Source organism: Sphingomonas sp. SDUR79 (assembly GCF_056821745.1).
This window is the reverse complement of the sequence record NZ_JBPDIN010000001.1, coordinates 3,393,265-3,410,717: the sequence shown is the minus strand read 5'-3', so window position 1 is coordinate 3,410,717 and position 17,453 is coordinate 3,393,265. Positions and strand designations below refer to the sequence as shown.

The window sequence follows — 17,453 nt, the reverse complement described above, 5'->3', positions numbered from 1 at the left end:
AGGTGCGCGGCAAATGCCTGTTTTGGTCATTTCGCGCAAGCTCAAGTCTCGCGCAAATGGGGGTATTCAGCGGGGCGTTCATCATGCAATCTCGCAATCGCTCCAGCCTGATCGGGGGACGGAGACGACTACAGGAGGAAAGCATGCCCGAAGGAATTCTTGGTTGGATCCTGATCGGCCTGGTGGCCGGCGTCCTTGGCAAGCTGATCATGCCGGGCAAGGACCCGGGCGGTATCATCGTCACCATTCTGATCGGCATTGCCGGGGCATTGCTGGCCGGGTTTGTCGCGCCGTCGATCGGCGTCGACCTGACCAGCACCCTTAACAGTTATATTGCCGCCACGGTCGGCGCGATCGTGCTGCTCGCGCTGTATCGGCTGGTGATGACGCGCCGCACGCGCTGAACGCTTGCTGCAAGGGGCGTTCAGCCCCGGTTGTCCCGCCCTGCCTTACGCAGCGGCGGGACAATTTTTTGCTGAAAGGCCCAACTCCATGATCCGACTGCTGAGCGCCGCCGCACTTGCCGCCACCGTGCCGCTTGCCGCTGCCGCGCAGACCGCCCCGACCGCAATCGCCAGCGAAGGCACGCTGCTCGATGTCGTGGCAGAGGGCCGGGTCAATCGCGTTCCCGACATCGCAGTAATCCGCGCCGGCGTCGTCAGCCAGGGCGCGACGGCGGCCGATGCGTTGTCGGCCAATGCGCGGCAGATGGCGTCGGTGCTGACCGCGCTCAAGGCAGCGGGGATCGCCGATCGCGACATCCAGACCGCCACCATCTCGCTCAGCCCGCAATATCGCTATGCCGAGAATCAGCCGCCGGTCATCACCGGCTATCAGGCGAGCAACAGCGTGTCGGTGAAGTTTCGCGACATCGCACGCAGCGGCACGATCCTCGACACGCTGGTCAAGCAGGGCGCGAACCAGATCGACGGGCCGAGCCTGACGATCGATGCGATCGACGCGGCAATGGACGAAGCGCGGGTCGATGCGGTCAAGCGCGCGCGCGCCCGCGCTGCCCTCTATGCCGGGGCGCTCGGGATGCGCATCGACCGCATCCTGATGGTCAGCGAAGGTAGCGAGGGCGGCGCTCCGGGACCGGTGCCACAGATGATGGTCCGCGCCGAAGCCAAGGATTCGACCCAAATCGCGCCGGGCGAACAGCAGGTGAGCGCGACCGTACGCGTCCGCTTCCTGCTGAAGTAAAGAAAAGGGGCCGCCCCAGCCGGGACGGCCCCTTTTTTTTGGGCTGCGGCACCGGCCCGCTCCCCCACCCGGCCACCCAGCGGTAGCATGATATGGGTGGCCGGGTGGGGGAGCGGGCCGGTGCCGTTTCAGCGAAGCTGAATCAACCGATCAACGCACCGAGCCGCGACGCACGAGATTGACGATCGCGAGCAGGATGATCGCGCCGACCAGCGACGACACAAAGGTCATCACGGTGATCGCGCTGTTGATCGAGCCGCCGAACAGCAGGCCGCCAATGAACGCGCCGACAATGCCGACAACGATGTTGAGCAAAATGCCCTGCTGGGCGTCGGTGCGCATCACCAGGCTGGCGAGCCAGCCGACCACGCCGCCGATCACGAGCCAGACAATCAGTCCAACCAGGTCCATAACTTCCTCCACTGTGAAGTCCGCAAGCCGCGCGGACTATGTGAAGCGAAGACGCGCAGGGGCGGAAAATGGTTCCGCCCGCGTTTTGAGGCGCGGGCGGATGGGAGAGAGGGTCAGAGCCCGGCCTAGGTTACCGGGATCATTTCAGTATTTCTGCTGGCGCTCATACAGCGACTTGTAGTGCTGGATCCGTGTCACGCGCAGGCCGGGCATGCCCGACCGGTCGATCGCACGCTGCCACCCGGCGAATTCTTCTACGGTCAGGCCGTAGCGCTCGCACACTTCATCGATGCTGAGCAGGCCGCCATTGACCGCCGCGACGACCTCCGCCTTGCGGCGCACGACCCAGCGGGTCGTTTCGGGCGGCGGCAGCGAATCGAGCGTCAGCGGTTCGCCGAGCGGACCGATCACTTTCGCTGGGCGGATCTTCTGGTTCTCAATCATTCAATACCTCGATCAGGGCGGGGGGTCCCCAACTGCATCCGAAACCCGTCATAACCTCTGCGGATTTCGCTTCGCCTAAACGGCACGGTAAATGGCGCCTTCATCGAACTTGCCACCGGGTTAGCGTGCGCTCGACCGCCAGGTTGAACGCGCCATGCGGCGGCGCGAGCAGACCGTGCGCTGGTGCCAGCCGGTCGAGCCGGAATTGCAGCCGCGCGGTCGGGCTGGCCGACTGGCGCACCGCCGCCGCCGCCAGCAGCACGGCGACCGGCGCGGCGATCGGCGTCGCCGCGACATCGCGGTCGAATCGGAAGCTCAAATCCACTGGAGCCTGCTGTCATCGGTCGAACTCATCCGACCCCGTTTAATCGCGAAGGCTGAAAGCCCGGTAAATACAGCGATTTTGCATCGCCCCCGTGAAACCCCTATGTGCGCGGCGATGTTTGCCGCAGATTTTCAGCTGACCGGGCCGCTCGCAAAGCGGCGCATCGTCGTCGCCATGTCGGGCGGGGTCGACAGTTCGGTCGTGGCCGCGCTCGCCGCACGGACGGGCGCTGAGACGATCGGCGTCACGCTGCAGCTCTACGATCATGGTGAGGCGGTGGGGCGCGCGGGCAGCTGTTGCGCGGGCCGCGACATTCGCGATGCGCGCGCCGTATGCGATCGCCTGGGCATCGCGCATTATGTGTTCGATCATGAAAGCAGCTTTCGCGAGACGGTGATCGACGATTTCGCCGATACCTATCTCGCCGGCCGCACCCCGATCCCCTGCGTCAAATGCAATATGGGGCCGAAATTCACCGACCTGTTCGCGCTCGCCCGCGACCTGGGTGCCGATTGCCTCGCCACCGGCCATTATGTGCAGCGGGTCGAGGGGACCGAGGGGCCGGAACTGCACAAGGGAGCCGACCCGGCGCGCGACCAGAGCTATTTCCTGTTCGCGACCACCGGCGCGCAGCTCGATTTCCTGCGCTTCCCGCTGGGTGGCCTGCCCAAGGCACGGGTACGGGAAATTGCGGCGGAGATCGGCCTTGGCGTTGCGGGCAAGCCCGACAGCCAGGACATCTGCTTCGTTCCCGATGGCGACTATGCGACGCTGGTCAAGAAATTGCGGCCCGAGGCCGACACCGCCGGCGCGATCGTCGACGAAGCCGGCAACAAGCTTGGCGCGCATAAGGGGCTGATCCACTTCACCGTCGGCCAGCGCCGGGGCCTCGAAATCGGGGGCAGCCCCGAGCCGCTCTATGTCCTGCGCCTCGATCCCGCCACGCGCGACGTGGTGGTCGGCCCCAAATCCGCGCTGGCGGTCAGCGCGGCGCGGATCGAGGGGCTGAACTGGATCGGCGGCAGCCATGAAGGCCCGCTGACCGCCAAGGTCCGGTCGATGGCACGCCCGGTGCCGGCGCGGCTCGATCGCGACCGGGTGGTGTTCGACGCGCCCGAATATGGCGTCGCGCCGGGCCAGGCGGCGGTGCTCTATTCCGGCGAACGCGTGCTTGGCGGCGGGTGGATCGCCGAGACCGAGCGGGCGGAAATGGTCACGGCCTAACCGCCCAGCTCGTTGGCTTCGCGCAGCGGTTCGCCGGGGCGATCGACCTGCCCCTCCGGATCGACATGGATCAGGATTTCGGTGCCGGGGAATTCGGCCTCGAGCCGCGCCTCCAGCGCTTCGACCACATCATGCGCCTGTGCGACGCTCATCGATGCCGGGACATGGATGTGGAATTGGGCGAAATCCTGTGACCCGCTGGTACGGGTGCGCAGGTCATGCAGGCTTTCAAAGCCGGGGATCGCGGCGGCACAGGCGATGAAGGCGCGGCGCTTTTCCTCCGGCCATTCGCGGTCCATCAGCTGGCCGATTGCGTCGCTCGCCGCATGCCAGGCGCCCCACAGCAGCCATAGTGCGATGCCGATGCCGAACACCGGGTCCGCGCCGCGCAGATGCAGGACGGATTCGAGCACAAGCGCGGCGATCACCCCGGAATTGAGCAGCAGGTCTGACTGATAATGCAGCCGGTCGGTGCGAATCGCGATCGATCCGCTCGCCGCGATGGCGCGCGCCTGATAGGCGGTGAGCAGCAGCGTCACGCCGATCGCGATCACCGACACGATGATCCCGGCTTCGGGGTCGGCCGCGACCTGCCCGCTGGTCAGCCGCTCAATCGCGCGCACCGCGATGAAGGTGGCCGAGGCGGAGATCAGCACCACCTGAAATAACGCCGCCAGCGCCTCGGCCTTGCCATGGCCGAAGCGGTGATTGGCGTCGGCGGGCTGCGCGGCGATGCGCACCCCGGCCAGCGTCACCAGCGACGCGATCAGATCCAGTACCGAATCCGATAGGCTGGCCAGCATCGCCACCGATCCGGTGGTCCAGGCCGCATAAGCCTTGAGCCCGCCCAGCAGCAGCGCCGCGCATACGCTGGCAATCGCCGCCCGGGTCGGGGTTGCGCTCATGGATACAGCATGCCTTGATCCCAGTGGTCGCCGTTGCGGGTAAAGACGCGGCGTTCATGCAGGCGATGTGCGCGATCGAGCCAGAACTCGATCCGCTCCGGCGCGACGCGATAGCCGCCCCAATGCGGGGGACGCGGCACATCGCCGCCGTCGAACCGCGCCTGCATCTGCGCAAAGCGCGCTTCGAACGTCGCGCGATCGGCGAGCGGGCGCGACTGGTCGCTGGCCCATGCGCCGAGCTGCGAGTCGCGGCTACGGCTCGCGAAATAGGCGTCGGATTCGGCGTCGGTCACCCGGCTCACCGGCCCTTCGATGCGGATCTGGCGGCGCAGCGATTTCCAATGGAACAGCAGTGCCGCGCGGGGGACGGCTTCCAGCTCGCCCGCTTTGCGCCCTTCGCGGTTGGTATAGAAGGTGAAGCCTTCGGGGCCATGGCCCTTGAGCAGCACCATCCGCACCGACGGCTGGCCATCCGCACTCACCGTCGCCAGCGCCATGGCGTTGGAATCGTTGATCTCGGTCGTCCGCGCCTCGCGGTACCAGGCATCGAACAGGGCAAAGGGATCGTCGGTCATCCCCCCGCCATAGACCCTTGGCGCGGCAAGCGGGAGGGGGAACGACGATCCCGGCATTGCCCTTTGCCGGATCGCGCGGCATGGGGAGCGCAGACTTTGGTCAAATTGTTCGAGGACGCGATGAAGGACAAGCTGGTGACGTTGATCGGCGGCGGCGGTTTCGCCGGACGCTATATCGCGCAGAGCCTGCTCAAGGCCGGTGCGCGGGTGCGGATCGCGCAGCGCGATCCCCGCGCGGCGTGGTTCCTCAAGCCGCTGGGCGGCCTGGGCCAGACCCAGTTCGTTGCCGCCGACGTGACCCGCCCCGACACGCTGACACGCGCGGTGGCCGGGTCGGACGCCGTGGTCAATCTGGTCGGGGTGTTTGGCAGCCGCATGGACTTCGTCAACGCGCGCGGATCGGGCAACGCCGCCAAGGCGGCCGCCGCGGCTGGCGCCACCAGCTTCGTGCAGATGTCCGCAATCGGCGCCGATTCCGACTCACCCTCGGCCTATGGCCGGTCGAAGGGCGATGGCGAGGCGGCTGTCCTTGCCGCCTTCCCCACCGCCACGATCCTGCGCCCCAGCCTGATGTTCGGGCGCGAGGATCAGTTCGTGAACCGCTTCGCCGCGCTGGCCGCGTCGCTGCCGTTCGTCCCGGTGCTCAAGGGCGGGACGAAGATCCAGCCGGTGTGGGTCGCCGATGTCGCCCAGGCGGTGACCCGCGCGATCGCCGACCCGGCGCGCTATGCCGGCCAGACGATTGAGCTGGGCGGGCCGGACGTCATGACTTTCACCCAGTTCCACCGCTGGCTGCTCGGCGCGATCGGTCGCGACAAGCCGGTGGTCGAGCTGCCCGATGTTGCCGGAGCCGCGCTGGCATCGCTCGGCTTCCTGCCGGGCGCACCGATCAGCTGGGACCAGTGGTTGATGCTGCAGCAGGACAATGTCGCATCGGGCGAAGGCCTCGCCGCGTTCGACATCGCGCCGACGCCGCTGGGCGCAGTCGCGCCGCACTGGCTGGTCCAGTATCGCAAACATGGCCGGTTCGCCGACGCGCGCCACGCCTGACCGCCACATCCGGCACAGTTGAACGACCGGGCACACCCGGCAGGGGGAGCGCGCCGTGAGCGACATCGCGATCTACATCATTCTCGGCATTATCGAGGGGCTGACCGAATTCCTGCCCGTGTCATCGACCGGGCATCTGATCCTGGCGGGCGAGCTGCTCGGCTTTACCGGCGAAGGATCGGTCGCGTTCAAGGTTGCGATCCAGCTTGGCGCGATCCTGGCGGTGCTGGTGGCCTATTGGCGGCGTTTCTGGGGCATCGGCATGGGCCTGTTGCACGGGGAGCGCGAGGCGATCTGGTTCACGCGCAACATTCTGATCGGATTTCTGCCCGCGATGCTGATCGGCGCGGTCGCCTATGAGGGGATCCGCGCGCTGATCCAGTCGCCGATGACCGTCGCGGTCGCTCTGATCGTCGGCGGCGTCGCGATCCTGATCATCGAACGCATGGTCAAGGTGGTGAAGGTCGAGCGCGTCGAGACGATGCCGCTTACAACTGCGGTCGCAATCGGGCTGGTCCAGTGCATCGCGATGATCCCGGGGGTCAGCCGGTCGGGCGCGACGATCATGGGTGCGCTGCTGATGGGGGTCGAGCGCAAGACGGCGGCGGAGTTCAGCTTCTTCCTCGCGGTGCCGACCATGGCGGGTGCGACCGCCTACTCGCTGTACAAGGATCGCGACCTGCTGAATGCCGATGACCTTGGCGGCATTGCGATCGGCCTGGGTGTGTCGTTTATCGTCGCATTGTTTGTGGTGAAGGCGTTCGTGAAGATTGTCGGTCGATTCGGCTTCGCGCCCTTTGCCTGGTACCGAATCGCAGTTGGTGCTGCGGCTATTCTCTTCCTGTCGCTGCGCTAAGGTCCGATACGGCCATAAGCTTGAAATGATATTGCGTCGAATGCGGAACTTAGCCTAGGTGCACCCGATAATAGGGAAGTACTGCTTACCTATATCGGCATTTTTGCGTGACTCTGGAGGGAAATCCTGTCATCGCGCGCCGCATGGCAAAGGATGTGATGCTCCAATTCGTCGATCGTGCGCAGGCGTTTCCGCCCAAGCGCGATCCAGAGCTGCGCGCGGAGGATTTTCGCGAGATCGCGGAGCGCTATGCGCCACCCACCGCCGAGGATCAGGCCGGGCGCTGCTCGCAATGCGGTGTTCCGTACTGCACGGTGCACTGCCCGCTGCACAACCATATCCCTGACTGGCTGCGCCTGACCGCCGAGGGGCGGCTGCGCGAAGCGTACGAGCTGTCCAACAGCACCTCGACCATGCCCGAAATTTGCGGCCGCATCTGCCCGCAGGATCGGCTGTGCGAGGGCAATTGCGTCATCGAATCCTCCGGCCACGGCACGGTCACGATCGGGTCGGTCGAAAAGTTCATCACCGACACCGCCTGGGATCAGGGCTGGGTCGAGCCGTTGCAGCCCGGCCCCGCGCGCGGCCAGTCGGTCGGCGTGATCGGCGCGGGTCCGGCGGGCCTGACTGCGGCGGAATATCTGCGCGTGCTCGGCTATGACGTGCATGTCTATGACCGCCACGACCGCGCCGGCGGGCTGCTGACCTATGGCATCCCCGGCTTCAAGCTGGAAAAGCACATCGTCACGCGCCGCACCGACCGGCTGGCGGCGGGCGGCATCGTCTTTCACCTCGGGTTCGACGTCGGCAAGGATGCGACGCTGGAGCAGCTGCGCCAGAAGCATGACGCGCTGCTGATCGCGACGGGCGTGTACAAGCCGCGCGCGATCAAGGCACCGGGCGTCGGTGCGACCGGCGTGGTCGATGCGCTCGATTACCTGATCGCGTCGAACCGCAAGAGCTTTGGCGACAGCGTCCCGGCGTTCGAGGATGGCAGCCTTAACGCCGCAGGCAAAAACGTAGTCGTGATCGGCGGCGGCGACACCGCGATGGACTGTGTCCGCACCGCGATCCGCCAGGGCGCGGAATCGGTGAAGTGCCTGTATCGCCGCGACCGCGCCAATATGCCGGGCAGCCAGCGCGAAACCGCCAATGCCGAGGAGGAAGGCGTCGAGTTCGTCTGGCTCTCCGCCCCCGAGGCATTTGAGGGCGGCGAGCAGGTGACGGCGGTCAAGGCAGTCGGCATGCGCCTTGGCGCCCCCGACGCCAGCGGCCGCCGCGCGCCCGAGCCCGATCCCGACGCTAAGTTCGACGTGCCCGCCGATCTGGTGATCAAGGCACTCGGCTTCGACCCCGAAGACCTGCCGGTGCTGTTCAATGCGCCCGCGCTGGGCGTCACCCGCTGGGGCACCGTTCGCACCGACGCGCGCACGATGATGAGCAACCTCGACGGCGTGTTCGCCGCCGGCGACATCGTCAAGGGCGCGAGCCTGGTGGTGCAGGCAATCCGTGACGGCCGCGATGTGAGCGAGCGGATGCATGCGTGGTTGAAGGCGAAGGCAAAAGCGCCCCGGAGCAAAGAACGGGTCGCAGCATGACGATCGCCATCTGCCTGTTCATCACCGCGCTCGCCGGGGCGCCGGTAGCCAGCGCAACCGCGCCGCTCCCAACTCAGGAGGCATCGTCGGTATCGCCAGCGGCGCTGAAACTCGCGGAGACTACGAACCCTGCGGAGGGCATAACGTCCGAAAGCGATCGCCTGTTTGCCGGCGGAGAACTCGCGGCCAGCATGCGGGCCGATCCCGAAATGGCGGAAACCGAGCGTGAATATCCCGGTTTCATTGATCATATCATCGCCCAGATGAGACCGACGATCGAACGTCAGGTTATTACGTCCCTGCCGACGCTATGGAACCGACTGGCCCGCATTTATGACGCCAATCTCACCCCGGCAGAGATTGAGCAGGCGCAACGCTACTATGGCTCAAGCGCCGGTTCGCGCCTCATCAGCGCGGTGAGTCGGCATTTCGACTTCAAACCCATGCTGAGCGAGGCTGCGCAGGACGAGGATATCAGCACCAAGAGCATGCGTCAGGGGTTAGCAGCGGGAATGCCCGCGGTCATTGCCCAGATGTCGCCTGAAGATCAGGCGGCTCTGATGGCGTTTGCGCGCACGCCGGCTTTTGCCAAGATTCAGAAGATCAATCCGGAAGTCGCGCGGGTGAAGGCGGCGTGGATGAATGAATCCTCACCGGAGGAAGAAGCCGAGCTTGAAGCCGTCGTCAAAAAGGCGGCGGAAGAGTTCATGGCTGGGAAGGAAGCTCAGAAGTGACCACCGAAACCCAACGCGAACGCCTCGCCCGTGAGGGCATGTACCGCCCCGAGTTCGAGGGCGATGCGTGTGGTGTGGGCATGGTCGCGGCGATCGATGGGCAACCCTCGCGCCGCGTGGTGCAGGGTGCAATCGATGCGTTGAAGGCGGTGTGGCATCGCGGCGCGGTCGATGCCGATGGCAAGACCGGCGACGGTGCCGGGCTGCATGTCGATCTGCCGCTGCGCTTCTTTGACGATGCGGTGCTCGCCAGCGGGCATCGCGTGCTGCCCAACCGGCTGGCGGTCGGCATGATCTTCATGCCGCGCGTCGATCTGGGCGCGCAGGAGGCGTGCCGCACGATCGTCGAAAGCGTGCTGATCGATGCGGGCTACACCATCTATGGCTGGCGGCAGGTACCGGTCGATGTCTCGGTCATCGGGCAAAAGGCGCAGGCGACCCGGCCGGAGATCGAGCAGATCATGATCGCCGGGCCGATGCCCGACGAACAGAGCGCGGCCGAGTTCGAGAAGAACCTCTACCTCGTCCGCCGTCGCATCGAAAAGCGGATCATCGCCGCGCAGATCAGCGGTTTCTACATCTGTTCGCTGTCGTGCCGCTCGATCATCTACAAGGGGCTGTTCCTCGCGGAGTCGCTGAGCGAATTCTATCCCGACCTGCGCGACGAACGTTTCGTCAGCCGCGTCGCGATCTTCCACCAGCGCTATTCGACCAACACCTTCCCGCAATGGTGGCTGGCCCAGCCGTTCCGCTGTCTTGCCCATAATGGCGAGATCAACACGATCCGCGGCAACAAGAACTGGATGCTGAGCCACGAGATCAAGATGGCGGCGACCGCGTTCGGCGAGCATTCGGAGGACATCAAGCCGGTGATCCCGGCGGGCGCATCCGATACCGCCGCGCTCGACGCCGTGTTCGAGGCGATCTGTCGCTCCGGCCGCGACGCGCCGACCGCCAAGCTGATGCTGGTGCCCGAAGCGTGGCAGGCGATCGATGCGATGCCCGACAAGCATCTGGCGATGTACAAGTATCTCGCCAGCGTGATGGAGCCGTGGGACGGCCCCGCCGCGCTCGCGATGACCGATGGCCGCTGGGCCGTGGCTGGCGTCGATCGCAACGCGCTGCGTCCGCTGCGCTATACGCGCACGTCCGACGGGCTACTGGTGGTCGGGTCGGAGACCGGCATGGTCCAGATCCCCGAAGCGACCGTGGTCGCCAAGGGGCGGCTGGGGCCGGGCCAGATGATCGCGGTCGATCTGGAGGAAGGGCGTTTCTACACCGATGGCGAGGTCAAGGACCGCATCGCCGGGGAATATGATTACGCGTCGATGATCGGCGAGTTCATGGGGATCGACGATCTGCCCGCCGCCGCCGATGCGCCACCTGCATGGACCCGCGCCGAACTGACCCGTCGCCAGGTTGCGGCCGGACAGACGCTGGAGGACATGGAGCTGATCCTCTCGCCGATGGTGACCGACGCCAAGGAGGCGGTCGGGTCGATGGGCGACGACACGCCGCTTGCCGTGATCAGCGACAAGCCGCGGCTGATCAGCCAGTTCTTCCGCCAGAATTTCAGCCAGGTGACCAACCCGCCGATCGATAGCTTGCGCGAACGGCATGTGATGTCGCTCAAGACGCGGTTCGGCAATCTCGCCAACATCCTCGACACCGCGCAGACCGCGAACAAGGTGCTGGTGCTGGAAAGCCCGGTGCTGACCAATGGCGACTGGGCGCGGCTCAAAAGCTATTTCGGCGCGCAGGCGGCGGAGATCGATTACAGCTTCCCGGCCGGTGGCGGGCCGGAGACGCTGCGCGCGGCCATCGCCGACATCCGGCTTCAGGCCGAACAGGCGGTGCGCGCGGGCAAGACCGAGATTTTCCTGACCGACGAAGCCGTCGGCCCCGACCGCATCGCCATTGCCGGCGTGCTGGCAGCGGCGGCGGTTCACACGCACCTCGTGCGCAAGGGGCTGCGCTCCTACGCCAGCGTCAACATCCGCACCGCCGAATGCCTCGACACCCATTATTATGCGGTGCTGATCGGCGTCGGCGCGACCACGGTGAACGCCTATCTGGCCGAAGCCGCGATTGCCGACCGCCATGCGCGCGGCCTGTTCGGTGAGCTGTCGTTCGAGCAATGCCTCAAGAACCACCGCAAGGCGATCGACGAAGGCCTGCTCAAGATTATGTCGAAGATGGGGATCGCGGTGATCTCCAGCTATCGTGGCGGTTATAATTTCGAGGCGGTCGGCCTGTCGCGCGCACTGGTCAACGACTTCTTCCCCGGCATGCCCGCGAAGATTTCGGGCGAAGGCTATGCCTCGCTGCACCTCAACGCGACGATGCGCCACGATGCGGCCTATGACAGCGCGGTCGCGACGCTGCCGATCGGCGGCTTCTACCGCCAGCGGCACGGCGGCGAGACGCATGCCTACAGCGCGCAGCTGATGCACACGCTGCAGACTGCGGTATCGACCGACAGCTATTCGACCTATCTGCAATTCTCGCGCGGGGTCCGCGATTTGCCGCCGGTCTATCTGCGCGACCTGCTCGAATTCAATTTCCCGACTGAGGGCGTTGCGATCGATCAGGTCGAGGCGATCACCGAAATCCGCAAGCGCTTCGTGACGCCGGGCATGAGCCTCGGCGCGCTGTCGCCCGAGGCCCATGAGACGCTGGCGATCGCGATGAACCGCATCGGCGCAAAGGCGGTGTCGGGCGAGGGTGGCGAGGATTCGATCCGCTACAAGCCCTATTCAAATGGCGACAACGCCAACAGCTCGATCAAGCAGATCGCGAGCGGCCGCTTCGGGGTCACCGCCGAATATCTCGGCGCGTGCGAGGAAGTGGAGATCAAGGTCGCACAGGGCGCCAAGCCCGGCGAGGGCGGGCAGTTGCCCGGGTTCAAGGTGACCGAGTTCATCGCGCGGCTGCGCCATTCGACGCCCGGCGTGACGCTGATCTCGCCCCCGCCGCACCACGACATCTACTCGATCGAAGATCTGGCGCAGCTCATCTACGACCTCAAGCAGATCAACCCGCGCGCGCGGGTGTGCGTCAAGCTTGTGTCGAGCGCGGGCATCGGCACCGTTGCGGCGGGCGTGGCCAAGGCGCATGCCGATGTGATCCTGGTCGCCGGCCATGTCGGCGGCACCGGCGCGTCACCGCAAACCAGCGTGAAATATGCCGGCACGCCATGGGAAATGGGGCTATCGGAGGTCAACCAGACGTTGACTCTCAACGGCCTGCGCGGGCGGGTGCGGCTGCGCACCGATGGCGGCCTGAAGACCGGGCGCGACATCGTGATCGCCGCGATCCTGGGTGCCGAGGAATTCGGCATCGGCACGCTCAGCCTCGTCGCGATGGGCTGCATCATGGTGCGCCAGTGCCACAGCAACACCTGCCCGGTCGGCGTGTGCACGCAGGACGAACGGCTGCGCCAGAAATTCACCGGATCGCCCGAAAAGGTCATCAATCTGATGACCTTCATCGCCGAGGAAGTGCGCGAGATCCTCGCCAAGCTTGGCTGCAAGAGCCTGGACGAGGTGATCGGCCGCACCGAATTGCTGCGTCAGGTCAGCCGCGGCGCCGAGCATCTCGACGATCTCGACCTCAACCCGATCCTGGCCAAGGTCGACGCGGACGAGAGCGAGCGGCGGTTCAGCCTGTCGACCTGGCGCAACGCGGTGCCCGACAGCCTCGACGCGCAGATCATCGCAGACGCGCGCGCGGTGTTCGAACGCGGGGAGAAGATGCAGCTCGCCTATAATGTCCGCAACACCCACCGCGCGGTCGGCACACGGCTGTCGAGCGAGATCACCAAGATTTTCGGCATGTCGAAGCTCAACGATGGTCACGTCCAGATCCGCCTGCGCGGATCGGCCGGCCAGTCGCTCGGCGCGTTCCTGTGCAAGGGCGTGACGCTCGAAGTGTTCGGTGATGCCAACGACTATGTCGGAAAGGGCCTGTCGGGCGGCACGATCATCGTGCGCCCGCTGGTCAGCTCGCCGCTCGCCAGCCAGGACAACACGATCATCGGCAACACCGTGCTCTATGGCGCGACCTCAGGCCGGCTGTTCGCCGCCGGCCAGGCGGGCGAGCGTTTCGCGGTGCGCAACTCGGGCGCGCAGGTGGTGGTCGAGGGCTGTGGCGCCAATGGCTGCGAATATATGACCGGCGGCGTCGCGGTGGTGCTGGGTGAAGTTGGCGCGAATTTCGGCGCGGGCATGACCGGGGGCATGGCGTTCATCTATGACGAGAGCCGCAGCTTCGACGCGCGCGCCAATGGCGAGAGCATCGTGTGGCAGCGGCTGTCGTCGCTGCATTGGGAAGCGGTGCTCAAGAACCTGATCACCGACCATGCCGAAGCGACCGACAGCAAATGGTCGCGCGGATTGCTCGAAGACTGGGACCGGGTCCGCGGCCATTTCTGGCAGGTGGTGCCGAAGGAAATGCTGACGCGGCTGGCGCATCCGCTGGATGACAGCGTGGAGATGGTCGCGGCGGAGTAATTCAAATCCTCCCCGTTCCGGGGAGGATTTTTTCTACTTCCCTTGCCGCCCCCCGCCCCGCGCGCCTATGCCGGTCAGCATGTGGCAGCTTTACCAATTCCCCCTGTGCCCCTTCTCGCGCAAGGTGCGGCTCGTCCTGGGTGAGAAGGGCGTAGGCTATGAGCCGGTGCGCGAATCGCCCTGGGCGCGGCGCGACGAATTTCTCGACATGAACCCGGCCGGGCAGACCCCGGTCATGGCCGATGATCGCGGGGTCGTGCTGATCGATTCGGTCGCGATCTGCGAGTTTTTCGAGGAAACGGTGAGCAAGGCAGCCCTGCTCAACGGTACCGCCGCCGACCGCGCAGAGATCCGGCGGCTGGTCAGCTGGTTCGACAACCAGTTTTTTCGCGACATCACAGGGCCGTTGCTCAACGAGCGAATGATCAAGCGCATCGTCCAGCGCGCGACGCCCGACAGCGGCGCATTGCGCGAGGCGATGAAGGCCGCGGTCGCGCATCTCGACTATATCGATTTCCTGCTCGATCACCGCACCTGGCTGGGCGGTGCGACGATGAGCCTCGCCGATCTGGCCGCCGCAGCGCAGATCAGCGTTGCCGATTATCTCGGCGGGATCGACTGGAAGAGCCATGAGCAGGCCAAGCGCTGGTATGTCGGCATGAAGAGCCGCCCGAGCTTCCGCCCGCTGCTGGCCGAGCGGATGGAGGGGATCAACCCGCCGGCGGATTACGAGAAGCTCGACCTGTGAGCGCGGCCAGCGCGGTCGTCATCGGTGCGAGCGGCGGGATTGGCGGCGCGTTCGCCGATGCGCTGGAGGAGGAAGCGGCGCATGCCAAGGTGTGGCGTTTCGGCCGGTCGCTGGGCGGCGACGCGTATCTAGACCTCACCGATGAGGCGAGCATCGAGGCCGCCGCAGCGCGGGTCGCCGCCGGGCCGCCGCCGTCGTTGATCTTCGTTGCGACGGGCATCCTTGGCGAGGGCGAGCGCGGGCCGGAGAAGGCGCTGCGCGACCTCGATCCCGACTGGCTGGCCCGCGTGTTCGCGATCAACACGATCGGCCCCGCGCTCGTCGCCAAGCATTTTCTGCCGCTGCTGCCGCGTACCGGCACCCCGGTGTTCGCGGCGCTATCGGCGCGGGTCGGTAGCATCAGCGACAACCGGTTAGGCGGCTGGCACGGCTATCGCGCGTCCAAGGCGGCGCTCAACATGCTGATCCGCAACTTCGCGATCGACGCCGCGCGCCGCAACGACCGGTCGATTGTCGTCGGATTGCACCCGGGCACGGTCGATACGGCGCTGTCGCAGCCGTTTCGCGGGACGGTGGCACCGGGCAAGCTGTTCGATCCGGAGCGCGCGGCGCTGCAACTGCTCGATGTGATCGAGGGGTTGAAGCCGGTCGACAGCGGGAAATGCTTCGCCTGGGACGGCGCGGAAATTCCCGCCTAGAACTCGTCCTCGGGTACCTGTTCCCGCCGCCGCTCGTCGCGCCGGCCGCGGTCGCGCGGCTCTTCGACGAACTCATCCTCGGGCGGACCCTCACGGCGCGGGCGGGTCATTTCGATGCTGCCGTCGCGGTTGACGCGCACGCCCAGCTCACGGCCGCCAAAGCTGCCCTCCAGCTCGATGCCGTCCTCGATGAAATTGTCCGGGTCCTCGACCAGCACGTCCGTGACATTCTCGACCACCGGCTCGGGTCGCGGACGCGCCGCGACGCCCAGCGCCTGACTCATGAAATCGCGCCACACCCGTGCCGGGGCACCGCCGCCTGCCAGACCGGCATTGGGGCTGTTATCGTCATTGCCCATCCACACGCCGGTGATGATCCCGTCGGCATAGCCGAGGAACAGGGCATCGCGATTGTCCTGCGTCGTTCCGGTCTTGCCGAAGGTGTCGATCGCCAGCGCGGCGGAGCGCCCCGTGCCGCCCGTGACCGTCGCGGAGAGAAGGTCGCGCATCCCGTCCAGTTCGCGGCGCGACAGCGATCGTGCCGAGCCGGTCAGCCGCGCCGCCCAGCCGGGCTCGTCCGTGTCTGCCAGTCCGCGCGGGCGGACCGGGGTGGTGCCGCTGGCGATCGCGGCATAAGCGGCGGTCAGCTCCAGCAGCGACACGCTCGACGTGCCGAGCGCGATCGAAGCCTCGTTCGGGATCGGGCTGGTGATACCCAGATCGCGCGCGGCCTGGATCACGGCCGGCACGCCGACCCGCTGGGTCAGGCGGGCAGCGGCAACATTGCTCGACCGGGCAAACGCCTCGCGCAGCGTGATCGGGCCGCGATAGCGCCCGTCGCTGTTCTTCGGGCTCCAGTCGCCAATCGTGATCGGCTCATCGCGAACGATCGAATCCGGGGTCATGCCGGATCGCAAGGCGGCCAGATAGACGAACAGCTTGAAGGTCGATCCCGGCTGGCGCTGGGCCTGGGTTGCGCGGTTGAATGGCGATGCGGCGTAATTCTTGCCGCCGACCATGGCGATCACCCGGCCATCGGGGCGCATCGCGACGATCGCGACCTGGGCCTTGCGCAACGCCGCATTGCGTACCGCACGCTCGGCCGCGCGCTGCATCCGCGCCTCCAGTGTCGTGGTTACGGTCTGGTTGGTCGTGATCTCGCCCGAACGGTCGCGCGCCTCGGGCAGGACCCAGTCGGCGAAATAGGTGCCGCTGGGCAGCGTCTTCACTTTCGACAGGCGCAGCCGTGCCGGCTGCACCGCTTTGCCCTCCGCCTCGGTCAGGAAGCCGGCATCGACCATCGTGCTCACCACCACTGCCTGACGCTCGCGCGCGCCCTTGAGGTTCGAGGACGGAGCGAGCCGCGACGGCGCCTTGACCAGTCCAGCCAGCATCGCGGCCTGAGCGGTGGTCAGGTCGGTCGCCGGGCGACTGAAATAATGGCGCGCGGCGGCGTCGAGGCCATATTGATTGTCGCCGAAATAGACGTTGGACAGATAGCGCGAGAGAATTTCGTTCTTGGTCAGCCACGCCTCCAGCCAGAAGGCGATCAGCACCTCCTGAAACTTCCGGCCAAAGGTGCGGTCGGAATTGAGGAAGGCGTTCTTTGCCAGCTGCTGGGTGATCGTGCTGCCACCCTGACGGCCATTGTCGGTGAACATGTTGTTGACGAAGGCGCGCAATATGCCGCGTGGATCGACGCCCCAATGCGACTGGAACCGGCGATCCTCGACCGCAACGAACGCCTGCACGACATGCTCCGGCAGTTGCGCCGCATCGACCGGCTTGCCGACGACCGCACCGGTCCGCGCAATCGCCGTGCCTTCGGCCGAGAGCAATGTGATCGACGGCGGAACCGGCGGTTCGAGCGATTTGCTGAGCGGCGCGGTCCACACCAGCCAGGCGACCGCCGCGAGGAACAACAGAATCAGCCCGGCGAGGATCCGCGGCACCCACCGCCATTTCCGACGCCGCACGATGACGGGCAGATTGACCGTATAGTCACCGAGCGGCGGGCTCGCCCCGCCGGCACCGACGGGCTGAGGCTGGGCAGCAGGGCCGCGCGCGTCCGGAATTTCGGGGTAAAGTGTATCGTATCGCATGGGGCCGGACACTGTATTACGCCGCTAAAACAGTTTGGGCAAGCTGCGTGCGGGTCGGGACGGCGCATG

At 66.2% G+C, this 17,453-nt stretch carries 16 protein-coding genes; 10 read left to right on the top strand and 6 right to left on the bottom strand.

The genetic code is table 11. The annotated features are described in order from the left end of the window. Window positions 1–143 precede the first annotated feature (143 nt). A complete protein-coding gene (locus tag ACRYLO_RS16875) occupies window positions 144–404 on the top strand; it encodes a GlsB/YeaQ/YmgE family stress response membrane protein (protein ID WP_482661213.1) in 261 nt (86 codons plus the stop codon). 88 nt (window positions 405–492) lie between these two features. Further along, window positions 493–1,203: an SIMPL domain-containing protein gene (locus ACRYLO_RS16870; protein ID WP_482661212.1), complete on the top strand. Its 711-nt coding sequence runs from the start codon at window positions 493–495 to the stop codon at window positions 1,201–1,203. 150 nt (window positions 1,204–1,353) lie between these two features. Here ACRYLO_RS16870 and ACRYLO_RS16865 read toward each other — a convergent pair whose 3' ends face one another. The 3 genes from ACRYLO_RS16865 to ACRYLO_RS16855 form a co-directional block, all read right to left on the bottom strand. Further along, on the bottom strand, window positions 1,354–1,614 hold the full coding sequence (locus tag ACRYLO_RS16865) for a GlsB/YeaQ/YmgE family stress response membrane protein (protein WP_066658922.1): 261 nt from the start codon (window positions 1,612–1,614) through the stop codon (window positions 1,354–1,356). Between the two features lie 144 nt (window positions 1,615–1,758). Next, entirely contained in the window at window positions 1,759–2,058 is a 300-nt protein-coding gene (sciP, locus tag ACRYLO_RS16860; protein ID WP_066658893.1) for a CtrA inhibitor SciP, read from the bottom strand. Between the two features lie 100 nt (window positions 2,059–2,158). Next, window positions 2,159–2,383, bottom strand: a complete 225-nt coding sequence (locus tag ACRYLO_RS16855; protein WP_482661211.1) for a hypothetical protein — start codon at window positions 2,381–2,383, stop codon at window positions 2,159–2,161. Between the two features lie 114 nt (window positions 2,384–2,497). Between ACRYLO_RS16855 and mnmA the strand changes: the two genes are divergently transcribed. Next, complete coding sequence (gene mnmA / locus ACRYLO_RS16850; RefSeq protein WP_482661210.1) at window positions 2,498–3,607, top strand: tRNA 2-thiouridine(34) synthase MnmA; 1,110 nt, start codon at window positions 2,498–2,500, stop codon at window positions 3,605–3,607. On the opposite strand, the gene ACRYLO_RS16845 is transcribed toward mnmA, so the two are convergent. Together ACRYLO_RS16845 and pdxH are read right to left on the bottom strand one after the other, a co-directional pair. Continuing rightward, a complete protein-coding gene (locus ACRYLO_RS16845) occupies window positions 3,604–4,512 on the bottom strand; it encodes a cation diffusion facilitator family transporter (protein ID WP_482661209.1) in 909 nt (302 codons plus the stop codon). The genes mnmA and ACRYLO_RS16845 overlap by 4 nt on opposite strands. After that, on the bottom strand, window positions 4,509–5,087 hold the full coding sequence (gene pdxH / locus ACRYLO_RS16840) for a pyridoxamine 5'-phosphate oxidase (protein WP_482661208.1): 579 nt from the start codon (window positions 5,085–5,087) through the stop codon (window positions 4,509–4,511). The genes ACRYLO_RS16845 and pdxH overlap by 4 nt, the downstream gene beginning before the upstream one ends. Before the next feature lie 120 nt (window positions 5,088–5,207). On the opposite strand from pdxH, the gene ACRYLO_RS16835 reads away from it, so the two are divergent. The 7 genes from ACRYLO_RS16835 to ACRYLO_RS16805 all read left to right on the top strand — a co-directional run bounded on the left by ACRYLO_RS16835 (window position 5,208) and on the right by ACRYLO_RS16805 (window position 15,282). After that, window positions 5,208–6,137, top strand: coding sequence for a complex I NDUFA9 subunit family protein (locus ACRYLO_RS16835; protein ID WP_482661770.1), 930 nt, complete (start codon window positions 5,208–5,210; stop codon window positions 6,135–6,137). 55 nt (window positions 6,138–6,192) lie between these two features. Further along, window positions 6,193–6,993 (top strand): undecaprenyl-diphosphate phosphatase, encoded by an 801-nt coding sequence (locus ACRYLO_RS16830; RefSeq protein WP_482661207.1) that lies wholly within the window; start codon window positions 6,193–6,195, stop codon window positions 6,991–6,993. Window positions 6,994–7,136: 143 nt separating this feature from the next. Then, window positions 7,137–8,591, top strand: coding sequence for an NAD(P)-dependent oxidoreductase (locus ACRYLO_RS16825; RefSeq protein ID WP_482661206.1), 1,455 nt, complete (start codon window positions 7,137–7,139; stop codon window positions 8,589–8,591). After that, window positions 8,588–9,325: a hypothetical protein gene (locus ACRYLO_RS16820; RefSeq protein WP_482661205.1), complete on the top strand. Its 738-nt coding sequence runs from the start codon at window positions 8,588–8,590 to the stop codon at window positions 9,323–9,325. Before ACRYLO_RS16825 ends, ACRYLO_RS16820 begins: the two co-directional genes overlap by 4 nt. 38 nt (window positions 9,326–9,363) lie before the next feature. Next, on the top strand, window positions 9,364–13,836 hold the full coding sequence (gene gltB / locus ACRYLO_RS16815; RefSeq protein WP_482661769.1) for a glutamate synthase large subunit: 4,473 nt from the start codon (window positions 9,364–9,366) through the stop codon (window positions 13,834–13,836). Window positions 13,837–13,915: 79 nt separating this feature from the next. After that, window positions 13,916–14,584: a glutathione S-transferase family protein gene (locus ACRYLO_RS16810; RefSeq protein WP_066658930.1), complete on the top strand. Its 669-nt coding sequence runs from the start codon at window positions 13,916–13,918 to the stop codon at window positions 14,582–14,584. Continuing rightward, complete coding sequence (locus ACRYLO_RS16805; protein ID WP_482661204.1) at window positions 14,581–15,282, top strand: SDR family NAD(P)-dependent oxidoreductase; 702 nt, start codon at window positions 14,581–14,583, stop codon at window positions 15,280–15,282. The genes ACRYLO_RS16810 and ACRYLO_RS16805 overlap by 4 nt, the downstream gene beginning before the upstream one ends. Here ACRYLO_RS16805 and ACRYLO_RS16800 read toward each other — a convergent pair. Then, complete coding sequence (locus ACRYLO_RS16800) at window positions 15,279–17,384, bottom strand: transglycosylase domain-containing protein (protein ID WP_482661203.1); 2,106 nt, start codon at window positions 17,382–17,384, stop codon at window positions 15,279–15,281. The two genes, ACRYLO_RS16805 and ACRYLO_RS16800, sit on opposite strands and share 4 nt — an antisense overlap. Window positions 17,385–17,453 lie beyond the last annotated feature (69 nt).

What these genes read in the sequence shown, in the direction of transcription:
- sciP (WP_066658893.1), bottom strand. Translation starts at nt 2,058, where the DNA reads ATGATTGAGAACCAGAAGATCCGCCCAGCGAAAGTGATCGGTCCGCTC.
- ACRYLO_RS16865 (WP_066658922.1), bottom strand. Translation starts at nt 1,614, where the DNA reads ATGGACCTGGTTGGACTGATTGTCTGGCTCGTGATCGGCGGCGTGGTC.
- ACRYLO_RS16800 (WP_482661203.1), bottom strand. Translation starts at nt 17,384, where the DNA reads ATGCGATACGATACACTTTACCCCGAAATTCCGGACGCGCGCGGCCCT.
- ACRYLO_RS16810 (WP_066658930.1), top strand. Translation starts at nt 13,916, where the DNA reads ATGTGGCAGCTTTACCAATTCCCCCTGTGCCCCTTCTCGCGCAAGGTG.
- ACRYLO_RS16845 (WP_482661209.1), bottom strand. Translation starts at nt 4,512, where the DNA reads ATGAGCGCAACCCCGACCCGGGCGGCGATTGCCAGCGTATGCGCGGCG.
- gltB (WP_482661769.1), top strand. Translation starts at nt 9,364, where the DNA reads ATGTACCGCCCCGAGTTCGAGGGCGATGCGTGTGGTGTGGGCATGGTC.
- ACRYLO_RS16875 (WP_482661213.1), top strand. Translation starts at nt 144, where the DNA reads ATGCCCGAAGGAATTCTTGGTTGGATCCTGATCGGCCTGGTGGCCGGC.
- mnmA (WP_482661210.1), top strand. Translation starts at nt 2,498, where the DNA reads ATGTTTGCCGCAGATTTTCAGCTGACCGGGCCGCTCGCAAAGCGGCGC.
- ACRYLO_RS16835 (WP_482661770.1), top strand. Translation starts at nt 5,208, where the DNA reads ATGAAGGACAAGCTGGTGACGTTGATCGGCGGCGGCGGTTTCGCCGGA.
- ACRYLO_RS16825 (WP_482661206.1), top strand. Translation starts at nt 7,137, where the DNA reads ATGGCAAAGGATGTGATGCTCCAATTCGTCGATCGTGCGCAGGCGTTT.
- ACRYLO_RS16820 (WP_482661205.1), top strand. Translation starts at nt 8,588, where the DNA reads ATGACGATCGCCATCTGCCTGTTCATCACCGCGCTCGCCGGGGCGCCG.
- pdxH (WP_482661208.1), bottom strand. Translation starts at nt 5,087, where the DNA reads ATGACCGACGATCCCTTTGCCCTGTTCGATGCCTGGTACCGCGAGGCG.
- ACRYLO_RS16870 (WP_482661212.1), top strand. Translation starts at nt 493, where the DNA reads ATGATCCGACTGCTGAGCGCCGCCGCACTTGCCGCCACCGTGCCGCTT.